Source organism: Sphingobium sp. YBL2, assembly GCF_000943805.1.
GTDB classification, from domain to species: domain Bacteria; phylum Pseudomonadota; class Alphaproteobacteria; order Sphingomonadales; family Sphingomonadaceae; genus Sphingobium; species Sphingobium fuliginis.
The window spans coordinates 2,874,940-2,892,914 of the sequence record NZ_CP010954.1; the positions used below are offsets into that span (position 1 = coordinate 2,874,940).

Annotated in this window: 24 protein-coding genes; all 24 read left to right on the top strand. The window is 63.9% G+C overall.

Annotated elements, in window-relative coordinates; genetic code table 11:
• The first annotated feature begins 20 nt into the window (after nt 1-20).
• The 24 genes from TZ53_RS13220 (at nt 21) to TZ53_RS13340 (ending at nt 17,973) form a co-directional block, all read left to right on the top strand.
• Entirely contained in the window at nt 21-1,331 is a 1,311-nt protein-coding gene (locus TZ53_RS13220) for a DNA-methyltransferase (RefSeq protein WP_157009814.1), read from the top strand.
• A complete protein-coding gene (locus TZ53_RS13225; RefSeq protein ID WP_044661573.1) occupies nt 1,328-1,573 on the top strand; it encodes a hypothetical protein in 246 nt (81 codons plus the stop codon). The genes TZ53_RS13220 and TZ53_RS13225 overlap by 4 nt, the downstream gene beginning before the upstream one ends.
• A complete protein-coding gene (locus tag TZ53_RS13230; RefSeq protein ID WP_048577779.1) occupies nt 1,570-1,986 on the top strand; it encodes a hypothetical protein in 417 nt (138 codons plus the stop codon). Before TZ53_RS13225 ends, TZ53_RS13230 begins: the two co-directional genes overlap by 4 nt.
• 16 nt (nt 1,987-2,002) lie before the next feature.
• On the top strand, nt 2,003-2,932 hold the full coding sequence (locus TZ53_RS13235; RefSeq protein ID WP_044661575.1) for a DUF2303 family protein: 930 nt from the start codon (nt 2,003-2,005) through the stop codon (nt 2,930-2,932).
• Between the two features lie 148 nt (nt 2,933-3,080).
• Nucleotides 3,081-3,515 (top strand): hypothetical protein, encoded by a 435-nt coding sequence (locus TZ53_RS13240; RefSeq protein ID WP_172668320.1) that lies wholly within the window; start codon nt 3,081-3,083, stop codon nt 3,513-3,515.
• Nucleotides 3,503-3,703, top strand: a complete 201-nt coding sequence (locus TZ53_RS13245; protein WP_044661577.1) for a hypothetical protein — start codon at nt 3,503-3,505, stop codon at nt 3,701-3,703. Before TZ53_RS13240 ends, TZ53_RS13245 begins: the two co-directional genes overlap by 13 nt.
• Nucleotides 3,703-4,347 (top strand): hypothetical protein, encoded by a 645-nt coding sequence (locus TZ53_RS13250; protein WP_044661578.1) that lies wholly within the window; start codon nt 3,703-3,705, stop codon nt 4,345-4,347. The genes TZ53_RS13245 and TZ53_RS13250 overlap by 1 nt, the downstream gene beginning before the upstream one ends.
• Nucleotides 4,348-4,445: 98 nt before the next feature.
• The gene (locus TZ53_RS13255) at nt 4,446-4,787 is read left to right on the top strand and encodes a VRR-NUC domain-containing protein (protein ID WP_172668321.1); all 342 of its coding nucleotides are present in this window, start codon (nt 4,446-4,448) and stop codon (nt 4,785-4,787) included.
• Entirely contained in the window at nt 4,784-5,533 is a 750-nt protein-coding gene (locus TZ53_RS25705; RefSeq protein WP_172668322.1) for a helix-turn-helix domain-containing protein, read from the top strand. Before TZ53_RS13255 ends, TZ53_RS25705 begins: the two co-directional genes overlap by 4 nt.
• Nucleotide 5,534: 1 nt before the next feature.
• Entirely contained in the window at nt 5,535-5,984 is a 450-nt protein-coding gene (locus TZ53_RS13265) for a hypothetical protein (RefSeq protein ID WP_044661580.1), read from the top strand.
• A complete protein-coding gene (locus TZ53_RS13270) occupies nt 5,981-6,196 on the top strand; it encodes a helix-turn-helix domain-containing protein (protein WP_044661581.1) in 216 nt (71 codons plus the stop codon). Before TZ53_RS13265 ends, TZ53_RS13270 begins: the two co-directional genes overlap by 4 nt.
• 27 nt (nt 6,197-6,223) lie before the next feature.
• Nucleotides 6,224-7,279: a hypothetical protein gene (locus TZ53_RS13275; RefSeq protein WP_238320058.1), complete on the top strand. Its 1,056-nt coding sequence runs from the start codon at nt 6,224-6,226 to the stop codon at nt 7,277-7,279.
• A 762-nt stretch (nt 7,280-8,041) separates the two neighbouring features.
• Entirely contained in the window at nt 8,042-8,530 is a 489-nt protein-coding gene (locus tag TZ53_RS13285) for a terminase (RefSeq protein ID WP_044661583.1), read from the top strand.
• Nucleotides 8,496-10,493 carry a phage terminase large subunit family protein gene (locus TZ53_RS13290; protein WP_044661584.1) on the top strand — a complete coding sequence of 666 codons (1,998 nt, stop codon included), beginning with the start codon at nt 8,496-8,498 and terminating at the stop codon, nt 10,491-10,493. Before TZ53_RS13285 ends, TZ53_RS13290 begins: the two co-directional genes overlap by 35 nt.
• Before the next feature lie 65 nt (nt 10,494-10,558).
• Nucleotides 10,559-10,711 carry a hypothetical protein gene (locus TZ53_RS13295; protein WP_238320059.1) on the top strand — a complete coding sequence of 51 codons (153 nt, stop codon included), beginning with the start codon at nt 10,559-10,561 and terminating at the stop codon, nt 10,709-10,711.
• Between the two features lie 2 nt (nt 10,712-10,713).
• Nucleotides 10,714-12,222 carry a phage portal protein gene (locus TZ53_RS13300; RefSeq protein ID WP_084694375.1) on the top strand — a complete coding sequence of 503 codons (1,509 nt, stop codon included), beginning with the start codon at nt 10,714-10,716 and terminating at the stop codon, nt 12,220-12,222.
• Entirely contained in the window at nt 12,219-14,378 is a 2,160-nt protein-coding gene (locus TZ53_RS13305; RefSeq protein ID WP_044661587.1) for a ClpP-like prohead protease/major capsid protein fusion protein, read from the top strand. The genes TZ53_RS13300 and TZ53_RS13305 overlap by 4 nt, the downstream gene beginning before the upstream one ends.
• Nucleotides 14,379-14,453: 75 nt before the next feature.
• Nucleotides 14,454-14,684 carry a hypothetical protein gene (locus TZ53_RS13310; protein ID WP_044661588.1) on the top strand — a complete coding sequence of 77 codons (231 nt, stop codon included), beginning with the start codon at nt 14,454-14,456 and terminating at the stop codon, nt 14,682-14,684.
• Nucleotides 14,685-14,690: 6 nt separating this feature from the next.
• Entirely contained in the window at nt 14,691-15,029 is a 339-nt protein-coding gene (locus tag TZ53_RS13315) for a DUF2190 family protein (protein ID WP_044661589.1), read from the top strand.
• 2 nt (nt 15,030-15,031) lie between these two features.
• Entirely contained in the window at nt 15,032-15,373 is a 342-nt protein-coding gene (locus TZ53_RS13320; RefSeq protein ID WP_044661590.1) for a head-tail joining protein, read from the top strand.
• The gene (locus tag TZ53_RS13325) at nt 15,370-16,053 is read left to right on the top strand and encodes a DUF6441 family protein (protein ID WP_044661591.1); all 684 of its coding nucleotides are present in this window, start codon (nt 15,370-15,372) and stop codon (nt 16,051-16,053) included. The genes TZ53_RS13320 and TZ53_RS13325 overlap by 4 nt, the downstream gene beginning before the upstream one ends.
• Nucleotide 16,054: 1 nt before the next feature.
• On the top strand, nt 16,055-16,495 hold the full coding sequence (locus TZ53_RS13330; protein WP_052628207.1) for a hypothetical protein: 441 nt from the start codon (nt 16,055-16,057) through the stop codon (nt 16,493-16,495).
• Between the two features lie 11 nt (nt 16,496-16,506).
• Nucleotides 16,507-17,022 carry an NUMOD4 motif-containing HNH endonuclease gene (locus TZ53_RS27940; RefSeq protein ID WP_172668323.1) on the top strand — a complete coding sequence of 172 codons (516 nt, stop codon included), beginning with the start codon at nt 16,507-16,509 and terminating at the stop codon, nt 17,020-17,022.
• Between the two features lie 18 nt (nt 17,023-17,040).
• Complete coding sequence (locus TZ53_RS13340; RefSeq protein WP_044661593.1) at nt 17,041-17,973, top strand: phage tail tube protein; 933 nt, start codon at nt 17,041-17,043, stop codon at nt 17,971-17,973.
• Nucleotides 17,974-17,975: the final 2 nt, after the last annotated feature.

The following is a 17,975-nucleotide window of genomic DNA, read 5'->3' on the forward strand; positions in this document are numbered from 1 at the left end:
TGATCGCCCTGGAGTGAACCATGACCTGCGCAACTAGCGCGGCGCTGGCGGATGCCGGTTCCGCGAACGCTCTTTCTTTGCCTGCAGTCCCGACGGCTTCCATCGTCGGCAATGCCACTTTGTATCTGGGGGATTGCCGGGCGACGCTGGCGATGCTTCCGGCAGACTCGATCGACAGTGTCGTGACCGATGCGCCCTATGAATTGGATTTCATGGGCCGGTCATGGGATCGTACCGGCATAGCCTTCGACGTCGATATGTGGAAGGCGGCCCTCCGCGTGCTCAAGCCGGGCGGCCACCTGATCGCCTTCTCCCACGCTCGCACCTATCACCGGATGGCCTGTGCGATCGAAGATGCGGGCTTCGAAATCCGCGACCAGATCATGTGGATCTATGGCTCGGGATTCCCCAAGTCTCGCAATTTGGACGGAGACCGTCAAGGTTGGGGTACCGCGCTCAAGCCGGCCCACGAGCCCATCGTACTCGCTCGTAAACCATTGATCGGCAGCGTCGCGGCGAACGTTGCCGCACACGGCACCGGAGCCATCAACATTGACGGCTGCCGGGTACCGACGGACGATAAGCTTCGGGCAGGTGCTGGAATCATCCCAGTGCGCCACGAACCAGACGTTCCCCGCGGCCGTGCGGGCGAAGCGAGTGCAGGTCACCGCTATAGCGATCGGGGCGCAACCAACTTTGCAGCCACCCCCGGTCCGCGCGGCGGCGTTGCGCGCGGCCGCTGGCCCGCGAACGTCGTTCACGATGGCAGTGACGAAGTGGTTGCTGCTTTTCCAGATGCACCGGGCCAGCAAGGCGACCTCAAATCGCACGCGAACTGCAGGCAGTCTCCTAATGGCATCTTCGGCGGGATGCGTCCGGCACTGGATCACCCCGCGCGCCGAGACTCCGGAACGGCCGCCCGTTTCTTCTACTGCGCCAAGGCAGGCAAGGCTGATCGGGACGAAGGGCTCGATCAGTTTGAGCCGAAAGAATTCGTGGCCTTCCAGACCGCGAACGGCACGAGCGGCAAAGCCAGCAGCATCAGCGAAGGGCGGGACACAGAGTACCGCAACACTCACCCGACGGTGAAGCCGACGGCGCTGATGCGCTGGCTCGTCCGTCTCATCACCCCGCCGGCGGGCGTGGTGCTCGATCCGTTTATGGGCAGCGGTAGCACGGGCAAGGCGGCTATGCTGGAGGGCTTCGGCTTCATCGGCTGTGAGCTGACCGCTGATTATATGCCGATCGCGGCGGCTCGCATCCAGCACGCTGCAGCTATGGCAGGCGAAGAGGCGGCGCAGGGCAGCCTCTTCGCGGAGGCGTCGAAGTGAGCCGCCGCTACCGCCGCCGCACCTTCGCCGAGGTCACCGCGCAGGCGCGCGCTGACGAACGCGCCCAAGTCGCGCAGTTCGGCCGCTGGCAGATCGCCGCCGTCGCCAACCTCATCGCCGCCGGGCGGGTCGATGCCGAAAGCGGCTCGCTCCTGTCCTCCCGGCTGGCAGCCTTTGTCGAGCAGGTCGAGCAGGGCCTGCACCTTTCCACCAACACGCCTGCTCAAGGAGAAAAGAAGTGACCGACGCTATGATGGCGGGCGATCCGAATGGACCGCGCCGCGCCGCTGACGGCGGGCATGTGCCCGGCGCCTGCAATACGATGGGCGAGTTCATCCGCTCGCTCGAAGACGGCCAGTTCGACGCCGATTGCTACGAAGAGGTCAAGGATCTGTCGGCGGCGCTGGCCGAACACGCCTGGCGCAATGGCGGCAAAGCCAAGGGCAAGGTGACCCTGACGATCGACTTCACCCAGGACGGCGGCCTGACCGAGATCAAGGCCAAGTTCAAGGTGACGAAGCCCGAGGATCACCGCGCCAAGTCGGTGATGTGGCGGACGGAAGACAACCGCTTCACCCGCACCCAGCCCAACCAGCAGCAGCTTTTCGGCATCCGCGACGTGAGCGGACCGGCCGAGCGCCCCCGCGACTACTGATCCACCACAGGAGAAAATGACCATGGAAATTGACGATCTGAAGGGCCCGATTGGCGAGGCCCGCGAACTGGTTGAGGCTTATATCAAGCCCGTCCTGACGAGCATCAGCGACCCGACCGGCGGCGTCGTGGCTCCGTTCGCGATGACGCCGAGCGGCGCGCATGTGATCCCTGCCAAGGCGTTCGACGACTATCGCCCCCAGCCCGTCCGCCGCATTGGCGTCGCGCACCTCACCTCGCTCGATAGCATCATTGCCCACGCCCTGCGCTTCAAGGATGAGGACAGCGCGATCTTCGCCAACGACGACCGCAAGGCTCCGTCGCTGACCGTCGTGCTCGATTATCACCGCATCGGCGCGGACAGCGACCCGCGCTTCGGCCAGCACCGCGCCCACTTCGCGTTTCCGCTGTCGGACGAGTGGACGGCATGGACCGAGCAGGACGGCCAGCAGATGCGCATGGTCGAGTTCGCCGAATTCCTCGAAGACCGGATCATCGACGTCCTCTATGTCATCCCCGAAGAGGACGAGCTTTCCGACGACCTGAAGAAGTTCATCAATGCGGGCGGCGGCGAAGCTACGATCGCGACGCCCCAGCGCCTTGTCGAACTGGCGCGCGGCCTTCAGGTGCATGAAAGCTCGGCGGTGCGGGAAGTTCGCAACCTGTCGACCGGCGAGGCCCAGATCAGCTTCACCTCGGAGCACACGGACGCCAACGGCGAACCGCTGCGCATCCCGGGCCTGTTCCTGATCGGCATCCCCGTCTTCCGCAACGGCCCGATCTACCGGATCGCCGCCCGGCTCCGGTACCGCAAGACGCCGACTGGCGTGGTGTTCTGGTATGACCTGTGGCGCACCGATCGCGTTTTCGATCATGCCTTCAAGGAGTCGTGCGAGCGCGCGGAGGTCGAAACCGAGCTTCCCCTGTTCTTCGGCAAGCCGGAATAATCCGATGAAGCACCGGGAGCATTCGTATCACAAAGGCGTGCACGGGCGGAGGATTTCCATCCGCCCTGGCATCGGCAGCCCGACGATGGTCGCGTTCGTGAAATGCACGAAGTGCCCAACGGAAGGCTCGCGGAACCTGCGTGCGCGGATGCCCCCGGAGCAGATCGACAAGAAATTCACGCAGGCTGGCTGGGCGCTCGATCCGCACATCTGCCCCGGCTGCCGCACCCAGGCCAGCAATGAGAGGAAAGCCATGTCGGCCAAGCCTTCGCCCGACGCCATGCGCGCCCAGGGCCAGATGTTTCACCTGTTGCAGACCCATTTCGACCCGAACAAGGGCGCTTTCGCCCAAGGATGGGACGACAAGCGTGTTGCCGCCGACACGGGCCTGTCGGAAACCGTCGTCATCGAGTTCCGGGAAGCCTGCTTCGGCAAGCTGAAGGAGCCGGCGGAAATCACGGCGCTGCGGAGCGACATCGCCGCGCTGGAAAAGCTGCATCAGGAATCGTCCGCCTCCTTCGTGGCAGAGATCGCCAACCTCAAGAAGCAGATGGGCGCCATCAGCGCCAAGTGGGCGTTCTGATCATGGGCGCGCTCTATATCCGCGCCCGGCTGGTGAACGCCTATCGCCGGATCTTCCCGCACCCCGCGGTCGTCGCCATGCGCGAGCGGCGCCGCGTGGCGAACAAGGCCGTCGTTTCGACCAAGCGCCGCGACCATGCGGCCATCATGGCGAAAGCCGCCCAGCTTCGCGGGGAGGCGCGCGACTGATGGGCCGCCGGAAATCCACCGCGGCTTTGGTGCCCTGCTCTAATGGCTGTGGCCGGTCGTACGAGCCGTTCAAGGGCCGGAAGACGACGCTTTGCTATCCGTGTTCGCTCAGTGCGAACGGGCGCAATCCCAAGAAGAACGAGAAGAACCGCGCGGCGATGCTCCGTCGGCTCGCGGATCCGGCGGTTCGCGCTGAGACCCTGCGCATCGCCCAGGAGGGACGCCGGCGGAAGCTGGCGGAGGATCCTGAGTTCCGAGCCCGGTGGCAGGAAGTAGGGCGCGCGCTGGGCAAATCGAATGCGATGCACAACAAGCACCCGAAGGGCTCGCCCGCGCGCATGAAGGCGGCCGCGACCCGGACCGAGACGATGCTCGGCTGGTGCCCGCTTGAGTATAGGGACGAATATCGCCGCCTGATCCACTCGAAGAGGCTGCGCGCTGCCGACGCACGCGCTGTCATCGAAGCGCAGATCAAGGACGACGCCCAAAAGCAGCGCGCCCGGGCCGCGAAGGCTCAGCGTCTCTCCTTCGATGAACAGATCGCTCGCATCCGGGAGGGTAAGGCATCGGTCGTGGCGAAGTTCACGCCGTCGACGGACACAGGCCCTTACACGCTGGGCGGCGTCGCCTCGGGGATGATCTGATGGCGGCGCCCTGGTTCATGCAGGAGGCCCGGAAGCGCACGGCGGGCAAGAGGCGGTCAGGCAGCGGCAAGCGTGCCGATGGCATGGCCGAGCGCCCCGTGCAGCGCGGCGCCATTCGCCTGCTCGCCATGCATGGTGTCGAAGCCGTCCACGTGCCGAACGGTACGCATTTGGCGGGCGACAAGCTGGCGCGCATCAAGCAGATGGCCGCGCTTCGGAAGGATGGTCTTCGCCCCGGCTTCCCCGACCTGATCCTGTTCAACCGCAAGGTGCAGCTTCAGGTCGGCTTTCTCGAAGTGAAACGCGAGATCGGCAATGACCTTTCGGAGGATCAAGAGGACTGGCGCGATGATCTGATCGCGTGGGGCTTCCCTTGGGCGATGATCCGCCTGCCGGAAGAGGCCGTGGCCGCCATCCGCGAATGGGGGTGGATCCGGTGAGCATCCGCGTCATGTCCCTGGTCTGGGAAATCAACCTTCCCGACAGCGAGAAGATCGTCCTTCTCGCGCTGGCCGACTGCGCCAACGATGAGGGGCAATGCTGGCCGTCCATGGCGACGCTGGCAAAGAAGTGCAGCAAGACCGACCGGACGGTGCAAGCGGCCATGAAGAGCCTGGTAGCGGCTGGCCATGTAACGCGCACCGAAGTTCCGGGCCGTGGCTGCCGCTACAGCGTCCACCCTGTTGCATGCCCCGAAAAGACTTCACCCCCGAAGCCGCTTCGCCCCGAAGCCGCTTCGCCCCGAAAGGATTTCCCCCCGAAGGGAACGACGGGAACCCCCGAAGCCGCTTCGGACAAACCGTCAAGAACCATTCCCTCAGATGCTGACGCATCTTCGGGGAAGCGTGCGACGCGCCTGCCGGAAGATTGGCAGCCTGACATGCTTCGCCCCGGCACTGTGTCATTCGACATCGTGAGCCGGTGGGAGCCTGGGCGGCTGGAGCGGGAGCTGTCCCGTTTCCGGGATCACTGGGCAGCCGCGAGCGGGAGCAAAGCCCGCAAGCACGACTGGCAGGCCGCATGGCGGACCTGGATCACCAACGCAGAGGAGTTCGGAAACCGCAATGACCGTTCAAACCGCGATAACCGCCGCCACACCTCCGACGACATCCGTGACCCGCTGGTGCGAGCCGTCGTTGCCCGCCAAGCTCGACGCGCTGGTGGGGCAAGGCCTGAGCCTTTCTGAAATGCCCGTCGTCGGTCCGATCAGCGCTGGTCACCTCCAGGCATATGTCGACGCCAGCGTGCCGCCCGCGCCGCAGCTTGGCCAGATCGAAACCATGATGGGAAAGCTGTCGATCGCGTTGCCGAAGCGGGAGATGTCGGACGAGGAAGCGAACGAGCGCCTCGACCTCTATTGGCAGGCGCTGAAACGGCATGCCCTCCCGGATCTCCAGCAGGCGTTCATGACGCTGCTGCGTACCTGCAAGTTCTTCCCCACCATCGCCGAAATCGAAGCCGCCGTCGCGCCCATCCGTGGCCGCCGCACGCGCCGTCTCGTCGCCGCCCGTCTGCTGCTGATGAAGCATCAACGCGAATGGCGGCCTTCGGGAGAACCGCTGACGGCGGACGAGGTGAGGCAGTTGGGCAGCATCCTCGCCGATCCGATGGGCCATAAGGCAGGAGAGGCGGCATGAACATCAGGACCGCGCGCAGGCTGTCCGGTCTGACCAGGGCGCGCTTCGCGTCTGCCGTGGGCGTCAGCGTGGGTACGCTCAAGCGCTACGAACGGGGAACCCGCTTCCCGACCGAGCGGCGCGTGATCGCGATCGAGCAGTGCCTCACTCGGCTGGGCGTGAACCTGGCCGACCTCGACCAGCCGCTGGCCATCGGCACCGCGCATCAGTAGAACAAGAAGAGAACGGAGTTTACGGGCATGGCGGACAAGCCGAAGTTTGAAATCGTAAATCGGCTGGGCGAGGTGTTCGAGGGCGACACGCCCAGCGCAGCGCGTGCGGCCATGATTGCGGCGGCTCGGCAGGCGTTGATTGACGACGCGGCCCGCTGCCCTGAGAAGGTGACGGCGCTGAATGCCCGCCTGGCGCGCATGGATGCCGCCCGCAAGCGCGAGCGCCAGCGGATCGAGCATCTTGTCCTGGGCCGGCCGCGTCCGATGGAGCGGGTGACGGAGGGTAAGCGCAAGGGGCGCCGCAAGCCGAAGATGATCGATCGTCCTGTGCGGCTGGAGCCGGGCATCGAGGAGGCGGTGCAGATCCGGGAGGCGTGGGATCACAAGGCCTATGGTACGCCGGAGACCTGGGACCGCTCCACACGCACGCATGATGGCTCGCTGGTGCAACTGCACCGCAACGGCACCATCGACAAGGATCAGCTCGAATGGGCAGCCCAAATCGCGAATGTCTATCGCAGCCTGGAGGCGGACGTTGCAGTCAAGGTCGCCAGTCTGGAGGCGCGCGTCGACCAATCGAAGCGGCTCGGCGGGCAGGCGGCGGAGAGCGTCTATCGCGTCCGCATGCATCTCGCCTATGGCTATTGGCGTGACATGCTGCCGCTGCCCAAGCAGATGGTGCTCGACATGGTCGTCGGCGACACGATCGGCTATTCCGTCGCCGCGCATCGCTATCGCGTTCACAAGCGCAAGGCCAAGCGCTTCCTGCTCGACGCGCTGAACCGCTGGCCCATGTGCGTGGCGCACGCCTTCTCTATGGTGGACCGGGGGACCGTTGCAGCTCTCAACGCTGGGCAGAAGGTCATGCCGGGGTGGCTGGCCGGACCGGCGCGCCGCGGCGCTGTGAAGGCTGAGCAGCACGTCGTCGATGCTCTGGAGAGTGCGGATGAGCAGATCACGACGCGCCACCTCTATGACATCGACCCTGAGTTCTTGGACGAGCGCGGATTGTTGAAGGAATGGAGCGACATAGCGGACATTATCCGGGCGCGTTTCGGCGCGGTGGAAGACGAGGCAGCGTAGGCGGAGTTCACTTTTTGGCTTGCAAGTGGCCCCGAAATGTTCCAAAAACGGCCTTGGATAAATCCGCCCGATGCACATGCGCCGGGCGGATTTGTCGTTTCAGGAGGATGCATGGCGAAGGCTCCTGAACCCACGACGCAGACGGGTGCACCATGGCGGCGGACGCAGGGCATCGTGTCCCGCATCCGCTGCGCCTTCGGCCGGCATGAATGGGTCACCGGCGACGGGCACTGGCGCCGATGGTGCGCAGAGTGCGGCAATGGCAAGGAGTCCGCACCAACGCGACCCCGTGCCGCAGGAGAGCAGCAATGAAGACCTGCATCACCTGCCGCCACTTCCGCCCCGGCATGCTGCTGCGATCTATCATGCAGTATCATGACCGTTGCATGCGCCCCACCGGGACAACGACCGATCCTGTTCACGGCGAACAGGTTGTCCTCCTTGATGCCCAGGCGCTCAAGGAGAGGCGGCCGGGTAAGGCTGGCATATTCCACCGCCGCGACCGGTGCGGCCCAGATGCCACCTATTGGGCCGAGAGGCCGACTACGCCACCGAGCCGGCCGAGCCGATGAGGCCAGCGCAACATTGTTGCGCGGACCAGCAACGATCGGTCCCCCGTCGCGGGTCCTTCCGGGAAACCTGCCAGTGAGGGGGGCAAAGGCGCAGAAGCTCGCTAGCCACAAACTCCGCCTTAGTTCTTCCTCCCTCAAGTAATAAACGACGGATTTCTGCGGGTTTCACAGTAATCGGACAGGGAAGTGCATGGACATTGACCTGAACGAGCCAAGTCGACCGCAATTGGCCGCACTATTCGGCGTATCCAGCCGATGGATTGGCGAACTTCGTTCGAAGGGTGATCTTCCCGCCGATGGTGCGAGCTGGGCGGAAAACCTCGAAGCCTATGTGAACATCAAGATCGGTCGGTACGATCCGGATAGTCTGGACCTCGAAGCAGAGCGCGCGCGCCTGGCGAAAGAGCAGGCTGATGCCAAGGCGATGGACAATGCCGAGCGCCGGAGGGAATTGGCATCCCGCACCGACATGATCGCGGCTGGTGCCGGCGTCATCATCATGGCGGTTGCCCGGCTTCAGCAGGTCGGCGCGCAGGTCGCCCAAGGCGACACGAAGCTGCGCAAAAGAATCGAAACCGCCATCAATGACGTGCTGACCGACCTGAGCATGACGCGCATCGAGGAGGCGGTAGGCGGGGGCTTGGATGACGAAGACGCCCCTGGAGACGAAGACGACTGAGGTTCTGCAGGTCACCAGCGCGAACGGGGCGATAGTCGCGCAGCAGTGGCTTGCAGCTTTCGCGCCGAAGATCCGGCCGAAGCTGTCGCAGTTCATGTGCGACTATGCTCGTTCGGACGATGGCGCGAAGATTCGACCGTTCCCATTTCAGGCGGACATTGCGGACAGTTTCACCGACCCTGAGACCGCTCAGGTTTCGGTTCGGAAGAGCAGCCGCATCGGCTATTCGACAATCCTCCAGAGTTTCGTTGCCTGGCGCATCAAGTACGATCCGGCGCGCACGCTGATCTATCAGCCGACGATCGATGATGCTGAGAAGTTCAGCCGCGACGATCTCGACCCCGTCCTGCAATGGTCCGTGGTCCGCTCGGTCGCCACCTTCAAGCCGCGGCATTCGGACAATCAGATCCGTGCCAAGCGATACAAAGGCGGCTGGATACAGATTAAGGGGGCGAACAGCCCGAAGGAATTCCGGCGCGTCACCTCGGATGACGTGTTCCTTGAGGAATGCGACGGTTATCCCTGGGCATCGAAGGAGGAAGGTGACCCCGCCCGACTTGCGTTCAAGCGCAACCTTACGTCGCCGCGGCGTTTCAGTGCGGCCGGATCGACCCCAAAGGTCAAGGGGTTCAGCCGGATCGACGCCTTGTTCGAGCAGGGCAGTCAGGAATTTCGTTACGTTCCCTGCCCCCACTGCGGGCACATGCAAACGCTGGTGTTCGGCGACGGTACCGGCCCCGGCATTCGCTGGGAACCCAAGGAGAATCCAACCCGCGCCTGGTATAGGTGCGAAAACGGCTGTGACATCGATGAGGCTGAAAAGCCGTGGATGGACGAGAATGGCGAGTGGCGCGCACACAATCCCGGCGCCTTTCCCCGCCATCGCTCCTTCCATATCTGGGCGGCCTATAGCCAGCATCCCGGCGCTGCATGGCTGGAAATCGCGCGCGAGTTCATGGAGGTCCGCAAGGATCCGAACTTGCTGCGAACCTTTGTCAATCAGGTGCTGGGCGAAGCCTGGGCGGAACGTGGCGAAGCTCCGGAATGGCAGCGGCTCTATGACCGGCGCGAGACGGGTATGCAGCTTGGAACGCCGCCATCATGGGCTGGGCTGCTGATCGGCGCCGCGGACGTCCAACGCGGTGGCGGCGGGCGCATTGATATGGACATTTGGGCCTTCGGCCCGGGGCGCAAGCGGGCGTTTGTCGAGCGCGTCGAGGTGTTTGGCGCAATCGCCGACAAGAAGACCTGGCAGAAGCTCGACGAGGAGGTGGCTCGCAGCTGGGTCACGGAAGACGGTCGAGCGTTGAGACTTGCTCGGGTTGCCATCGATTCCGGTGACGGTGAGAACACGATGGAGGTCTACCGCTGGGCGCGCCGGCACCCAGGCTTTGCCATGGCGGTGAAGGGCCGCGAGAGCATAGCCGCTCAACAGGCCATCGGATCTCCAAACTGGCAGGACGTGACGGTGAACGGCCGGAAACTGAAGAAGGGCGTCCGTCTATGGAATGTCGGTACCTCCATGCTCAAGATGGAGCTCTACGGCCAGCTTGGCATGGAGAAGCCCGTCGACGGCGAAGAGTATCCCGACGGATACATCTATCTGCCGAACGGCACCGGCGATGAATGGATCAAGCAGTTGGTGGCGGAGGAGCTGCGATTTGTCCGGCTTCGAAATGGCGGTGTTAGGCGAGAGTGGCACAAGACCCGCGACCGCAACGAGGCCTTGGACAATGCTATCTACGCTAGGGCCGTTGCCATCAGCCTGCACGTCGATGAGTGGAAGCCCAGGCAGTGGCAGCGCGCCCTTGGCGAACTAACGCCGCCGCCGGCCTTCTCAGGCGCGCCGGCACTTGCGCCTGCCGATATGGCTGAACCTGAGCAGATTCAAGCCACGCCCGCCCCCAAGCCGCGCGGCAAGAAGGTGCGGCCGCCCAACCCATACACGTCCAGGAGGCGATGATGACGACTTGGACGCAAACGGACCTTCAGGCTGTCCGCTCGGCGATAGCGAGCGGAGTCCGGTCCGTGACCTTCGCCGACGGCCGGAAGACTGAGTATCAGTCCCTGGATCAGCTGCTCGCCGCCGAACGCGTGATCGCCGCCGCCCTCAAAATGGAAGCTCAGGCCATGAGCGGTATCAATCGCCGCCGCACTCCATACTACAAGAGCGGCCTCTGATCGTGGGTTTTCTTGATCGCCTGCTCGGCCGCTCGGCATCAACGCCGCCCGCGCCTGCTCGCCAGAGCATTCGTCGCGGCGCTCGCGCCGAATACGACGGAGCCACGGTCGGGCGACGCGCGGCTGGCTGGAGGCGCACCCGCCTTGATGCCAACGGTGAATTGTCGCCTGCGGTGCAGATCGCGTTGCGCGCTATCGCGCGCGACCTCGACCGCAACAATCCGTGGGCTACGGCGGGCGCGAACAAGATCGCCGAACACATGGTCGGCACTGGCATCACGTTTCAGGTCTACAGGAACGGAAAGGTCGATGACGTCCTAAACAGGCTGGCCCGCGAGCATTTCGACACAAAGGCCTGCGACGCGACGGGCGGACATGACCTGTACGGTTTGCAACTGGTTGCGGCCCGCACGATCGTCGTCAGCGGAGGCGTCCTTCTCCGTCGCCGGTGGCGCCGGAAAGGCGACAAACTGCCGCTTCCCATGCAGCTTCAACTGCTCGAACCCGACTATATTGACATGTCGCGCAACGGACCGATGGCTTCCGCCCCTGGCGTCAATGGCGGCTACTATGTTCACGGTATCCAGTTTTCGCCGCTCGGCCGCCGCGAGGGCTACTGGCTGTACAATTCGCATCCAGGCTCAGCGAAGCCTCTCGACACTTCGTCCACCTTTGTCATGGCGCGCGACGTCGCGCACATCTTCCGGGCAGATCGTCCTGAACAAGAGCATGGGGCATCCTGGTTCGCGCCGGTCATTCTCCGGCTGAAGGACTTCGGTGATTACGAGGATGCTCAACTCACGCGGCAGAAGATCGCGTCCGCATTCGCCGGCTTCGTTCATGGCGATGATGACGGACAGTTCCCGGGCATCGGCAACGATGCCGACGGCGAAGACCCCGCCGACCGCGAGCCTCTCGACTTCGTTGAATCCGGCACCATCCAGTATCTGCGACCGGGCGAGCAGATCACATTCCCGACGCCGCCGTCTGTCGACGGCTATATGGACTATTCACGCGTGTCGCAGCGCGCGATTGCGGCGGGTTTGGGCGTTCCTTATGAGTTGCTGACCGGCGACCTATCGCAGGTCAGCTTCATCTCGGGTCGCTTCGGCCGGCTGACCTTTAACCGCTCCCTCGCCACATGGCAGTGGCTGATGTTTATTCCGAAGTTCTGCACGACCGTGGAGCAGTGGTTCCTCGAAGCCGCCGAACTGATGGGCCATGACATCAGCGGCGTGACGATGCGCTGGACGCCGCCGAAGCAGGAGATGCTTGATCCGGCAAGCGAGGTGCCTGCCAATCGCGATGCTGTGCGCGCGGGCCAGAAGACGCCCAGTCAGGTTATTCGCGAAAATGGGGACGATCCCGACACCTTCTGGGCTGAATATGCCCAAGATCTCGAAAAGCTCGACGCTCTCGGCCTGATTCTGGATTGCGACCCGCGGCGCGTCACGCAGGTGGGCAATGCGGTCCAAATCCCCAACGCGGACCAGAGGAACCCCGTAAAATGACAGAAATCCTGATGTACGGGATCGTCGGCGACAGCTGGGACGGTCTCGACGCCAACACGCTCGTCCCGATGATCTCGGAAGGCGATGACGACCTCGATGTCCGGATCAATAGCCCCGGCGGCTACGTCATGGAGGGGCTGGCGATCTATAACGCCATCATCCGCCAGAAGGCCAAGGGCCGTAAGGTGACCACCCATATCGACGGTTTGGCCGCTTCCATGGGTTCAGTCATTGCCATGGCGGGCGACGATATTGTCATGGCCGACAACGCGCTCATGATGATCCACAATCCCTGGGATTGCGCGTGCGGCGACGCCGCGGACCTGCGCCGCGCGGCGGACAAGCTCGACATGATCCGCGATCAGATCGTCGGCATCTACGCGAAGCAGACGGGCATCGATGCCGAAGCTTTGATCGCGATGCTCGATGCCGAGACGTGGATGACCGCCGTCGAGGCACTGGCGCAAAACTTCATTACGTCGACGGAGGACGCGGTCACCGTGTCCGCGTCTTACGTCAAGCCATTCGGGTTCAAGCATGCGCCCGATAGCCCGCTCATCTCCGCAATGGCGATGGCGCGCACCACCCCGACGGCGCCCGCGCCAAAGACCAAGGAAAACCTCATGAACCTTTATCAGACCCGCGCGGCGCTGGTTGCCGCAATCGCTGCGTTCCAGAAGGACGGCGGAACCCAGGAGGAGATCGACAAGATCCGTGCCTCTGCGCTCGCGCTCGACGCAAAGGACGCTCTTCCTGCCACCGGCGCGCTTGCGCTCTCGCCCCAGCCCGCTCCGGCGGTGACTGGCCTCACGAGCGCTGACGTGCAGAACGCCGTCGCGGCGGAGCGCACTCGCACCAGCGGCATTCGCGCGCTCGGCAAAAAGCACGGCATGGAGGATGCATTCATTGAGGAGCTGATCTCCAGCGATACCACGCTGGATGCTGCCCGCGAGAAGATCCTCGATAAGCTGGCGGAGGCTGGCGACAGCGCGAACATCGGGCACAATAGCCCCGCTCGCGTCACGCAGGACGCCCGCGACAAGTTTATCGAGGGCGCAACCAACTGGATCATCGTGAAGGCGGGCGTCGCCAATCTGGTTGAAAAGGCGGCGGCGGCCCGTGGTGAAACTGTCCGGATCGATCCGGGTGAGTTCCGCGGCGTCCGCAACGTCGATCTGGCGCGCGAAGCCCTGTCGAACATGGGCATCAATTGCCAGTCGCGCGATCCGGACGTCATCGTCCGCGAAGCCATGACGGCGCGCAGCGCCATCATCACCCAGACCACGGGCGATTTCCCGATCCTGTTTGAAAATGCGATCCATCGGACGCTGCAGGCAGCCTATGCGGTGACTCCGGACACCTGGTCGCGGTTCGCCGGCATTGGATCGGTAACCGACTTCCGTCCGCATACTCGCTATCTGCGCGGTAGCTTTGGCGCGCTGGACAACGTCAACGAGGCCGGCGAGTTCAAGAACAAGCCGATCCCCGACCTGGCGAAGGAGCAGATCAGCGCAACGACCAAGGGTAACATCATCAATCTGAGCCGCCAGGCGATCGTCAACGACGATATGCAGGTGTTCTCCGGGCTGGCGGTTGACCTGGGCCGTGCTGCGAAGCTGACGATCGAAATCGACGTCTATGCGCTGCTGAACTCGAATCCGCTGATGAATGACGGCACCCCGTTGTTCCATGCGAACCATGGCAACCTCGCCGCCGTGGGCGCGGCTCCGTCCGTGGCGGCGTTCGACGCGATCGATGTCGCCATGGCGCAGCAGAAGGACATCAGCGGTAATGAGTTCCTCGAAATCGCTCCGTCCGTGCTGCTCGTTCCGCGCGGCCTGCGCGGCGCCGCGATCACGGTGAACAACAGCGAATATGACCCGGATGCGGTCAGTAAGCTGCAGAAGCCGAATATCGTGAAGGGTCTGTTCAGCGACATCGTGGCTTCGCCGCGCCTGACTGGCACCGCCTATTACGCCTTCGCCGACCCGCAGGTCGCGCCGGCAATCGAGGTGGTGTTCCTGAACGGCGTCACCGAACCCTTCACGGACAGCCAGGAAGGCTGGCGCGTGGATGGCGTCGAGTGGAAGGTGCGCCACGATTACGGCGTCGGCGCAGTGAACTGGCGCTCGGGTTACAAGCAGCCGGGGGCCTGATCGCCTAGCGATCTCGTCGACTGATCAGGATGGGCGGCACGGGCCGCCCTTCCTGTTTCTGGAAGGAGAATTGCAATGAAGTTCGTGAAGCTGCGGACGTCGGCCCATGTGAACGGCGTTCTTCGGCACCCCGACGAGGGTGTGCTGCATGTCACCAACGAGGAGGCCGAACGTCTGTTCGAGAACGAAAGCGCTGACGATGTCACCGCCGACTTCGATGAAGAGCTGGCCAAGGCCGCCCCGAAGGACACCATCACCACCGGCAAGAATGCGGCCAAGCCCGCCGCTGCCGATAATCAGGAGTAAGCGCCAATGGCACGCAATTTTGTTCAGCCGGGTGACACGCTCACCTTCACGGCCCCCTATGCCGTCGCCTCGGGCGCGGGCATGCTCGTCGGCGCTGTTTTTGCCGTCGCCCTCAACGCCGCTGCGCTCGGTGCTCCGGTCGAGGGCCGGGTCGTTGGCGTCTGGGACCTGCCCAAGGCAGCCGGGGAGGCTTGGGTTGCCTATACGACCAAGGTCTATTGGGACAACACCAACAAGCGCCTGACCAGCACGTCGGCCGGCAACACCTATGTCGGGGTAGCCGTGCAGAACCAGGCATCGGCCGACACGACCGGCCGCGCCAAGCTGAACGGCACGGTCGCCTGATCGTGTCTGCTATCCACGCCGCAGCTCTGGACGCGCAATTCAACGCTCCCGGATCTGCGGCGGCGGACTATGATGACGGGCTTTCTGTCCTGCCCATTCGCGTGATCCTGAGCCAGCCTGACGTGCTTGCGGGCGCCGGCCAGCAGATCGTCACCGCGACCATGATCATCGACATGCGGCGCTCCGAAGTTCCCAGCCCGGCCCACTCTGCGGTTGTGCGGGTGGGCGAGCGCGATGCTGATGGCGTTCTGAATGTTTCGGCAAGCTATCAACTGGTCGATGAGCCCCTGAGCGATGTCGAGGGCCTGACATGGTCCTGTGGCGCGGAACTGATCGCGCCGTGAAGATCGCGGCGAGCTTCGGCTCGATCAAGGACGATCTCAAGAATATCGAACTGTCCATCGCCTCTGTCGCGACCGCTGCGATGGGCGACGCCGTGGCGGGGCTCAAGAATGAATTGCGCGGTCAGGTGCTGGAGGCTGGCATGGGCCAGCGCCTTGCAAACACCTGGCGGGCCGACGTCTATCCATCGGTCTATGGCCGCAAGAGCATCAACCCGGCCGGCGTCGTCCGGTCGAATGCCCCGCTGATCATTGATGCGTTCGCGCGCGGCGCGACCCTGCGACCGGTGAACGGCGCGAAGTATCTCTGGATACCGACCAAGAACGTTCCGAAGCATCGCCGCGCTGGCAGCTATCGCTCCAACCTGAGCCGCCGCTCCGGTGGCGGGAGCGCCATGTCTCCGGAGGAATGCGAACTGCATTTCAACACCGAGTTCATTGTTCGCCCCGGCCGGGCCGGTTCACTCCTCGCATTCATGGACCTGACCGCCGGGCTGAACGCCAAGCGCGCCGCGTGGCGCCGCGACACGGCCGGACGTCGGGCGCAGGGCCGCCGCTCTCGCCCCGTGCTGATGTTCGTGCTGCGCAAGACGGTGAAGCTGCCGCGCCGGTTCGAGATCGAAAGCGTGGCCGAGCGCTGGGCCGCGAAGTTGCCCGCGCTGTTCGAGGCGCGCTGGAGGTAAAATGTCGCATCGACTTCAAGTCCTGGCCGCCGTGAAGGCGGTCATCACCAATGCGCTGCCGACATGCGAAATTGTCGGGCTCACCAATGACGCGGACCGGCCCCTCCGGATTTCTCCGCTAGACACGATCGTCATGCGCGACGGCGATCCGGGCGAGCCTGCGATCGATCTTTGCCCGCCCGCTTACCATTATGATCATAGCATCCCGGTCGAACTGATGACGCTGGCGAGCCCGAACGTCGATATGCGCGAGCGGCTGGACCAGCGCGCGGGCGCGATCGGCGCAGAGATCGCCGCCGACCCATTCCTCGGCGGCCTGTGCACCTTCATCGACGTGACCGCGCTGGAGATTGTCGAGGCGGTCGTTCCCGGTGGGTCGAGCCAGTTGGTCGGCCAGTTCGAAATCATCGCTTCCTACAGCACCAGCAGCCCCCTGGGCTAAAAGAGATGGACATGGAAAAATGGCTCTCTGTGCCCGGGTATGAGGGGTTCTATGAGGCCTCCTCCCTTGGGCGCGTTCGTTCTCTGGACCAGCAGCGCGGGCATCGCATGTGTCGAGGACGTATACTGAAGCCGCGCCCTCATCCTTCAGGCTATTCCCAAGTGCGATTGTACATCGATCGCATTGCGCGGGACCATTCCATCCATGTGCTCATCTGCTCCGCCTTCCATGGGCCTCGACCAGCAGGAAAAGAGGCAGCGCACAGCGATGGCGTGAAATCAAATTGTCGTGCTTCCAACTTGTCTTGGAAGACGCCGAAAGAGAACGCGGAAGACAAGCGGAGGCATGGCACTGTCGTTCGCGGCGAACATCATGGACGCTCAAAGCTGACACCAATCCAAGTCGCCGAAATCATCCGATCTGAGGGCAAACAAGCTGAAGTCGCAATACGGCACGGCATTTCTCAGCCGCACGTCCATCGCATTCGTCGCGGTCAACGGTGGTCACACCTTCCTTCTGTCGGCTAACATCCAAGGAGAAAGAAATTGGGCTACGGTCAAGGTATCAATGCCGTTTGCAGCGGCGTATTCGAGAGCACCTACGGCGTTTCGCCCGCCAGCGGCTTCAAGAAGCTGCCGTTCGTCAGTTCGACGCTGGGCGAGGAGCGCCCGCTGATCGAGGACGATCAGCTTGGCTTCGGGCGGGAAGGGCTCGATCCTTCCTATGACGTTGCGACCAACGACGGCGACATTGTCGTCCCGGTCGACCAAGCCGCAATCGGGTTCTGGCTGCGTGCCATGTTCGGCGCTCCGGTCACCACGGGCACCGGCCCCTATACCCATGTGTTCGAGTCGGGCGCGGCTTCGCTCCCGTCCATGTCGCTGGAGATCGGCAATCCGGACGTGCCGTCCTTCTCGACGCACTATGGCGCGGTCGCGAACCAGATGCGCATCGCCATGGCGCGCAGCGGCATGCTGAATGCCACGATCGGTCTCATGTGCCAGGGCGAGACCGCCGAAGACGACGCATCGGCGGCAGGCACGCCGACGGCGCTGACCGGCACCCGCTATGCGCAGGCAACCGGGTCGATCAAGCGCGGCGGGGTGGCCCTTGGCGCGGTCGTTTCCGCCGAACTGGCGATCAGCAACGGGCTCGACAAGATCGAGGTCATCCGGGAAGATGGCCGCATCGATGGCGTCGTTCCCGGCGTTCTCGCGGCCACGCTCACCCTGCGCACCCGCTTCAACAGCCTCCAGCTTTTCAACGATGCGACGAACCAGACGCCGATCGCGCTGGAGGTCGGCTGGGTAGCGGGTGCGAACTCCCTCAAGTTCGCACTGCCCCGCGTGTTCCTGCCGCGCCCGAAGAAGCCCATCGAAGGCCCGCGCGGCATCATGGCCGACTTCACCGCCCAGGCGTCCGGCGCCGGCGGCCACAAGGTCACCGCGACGCTGATCAACACCACCGCCACCTACTGAGG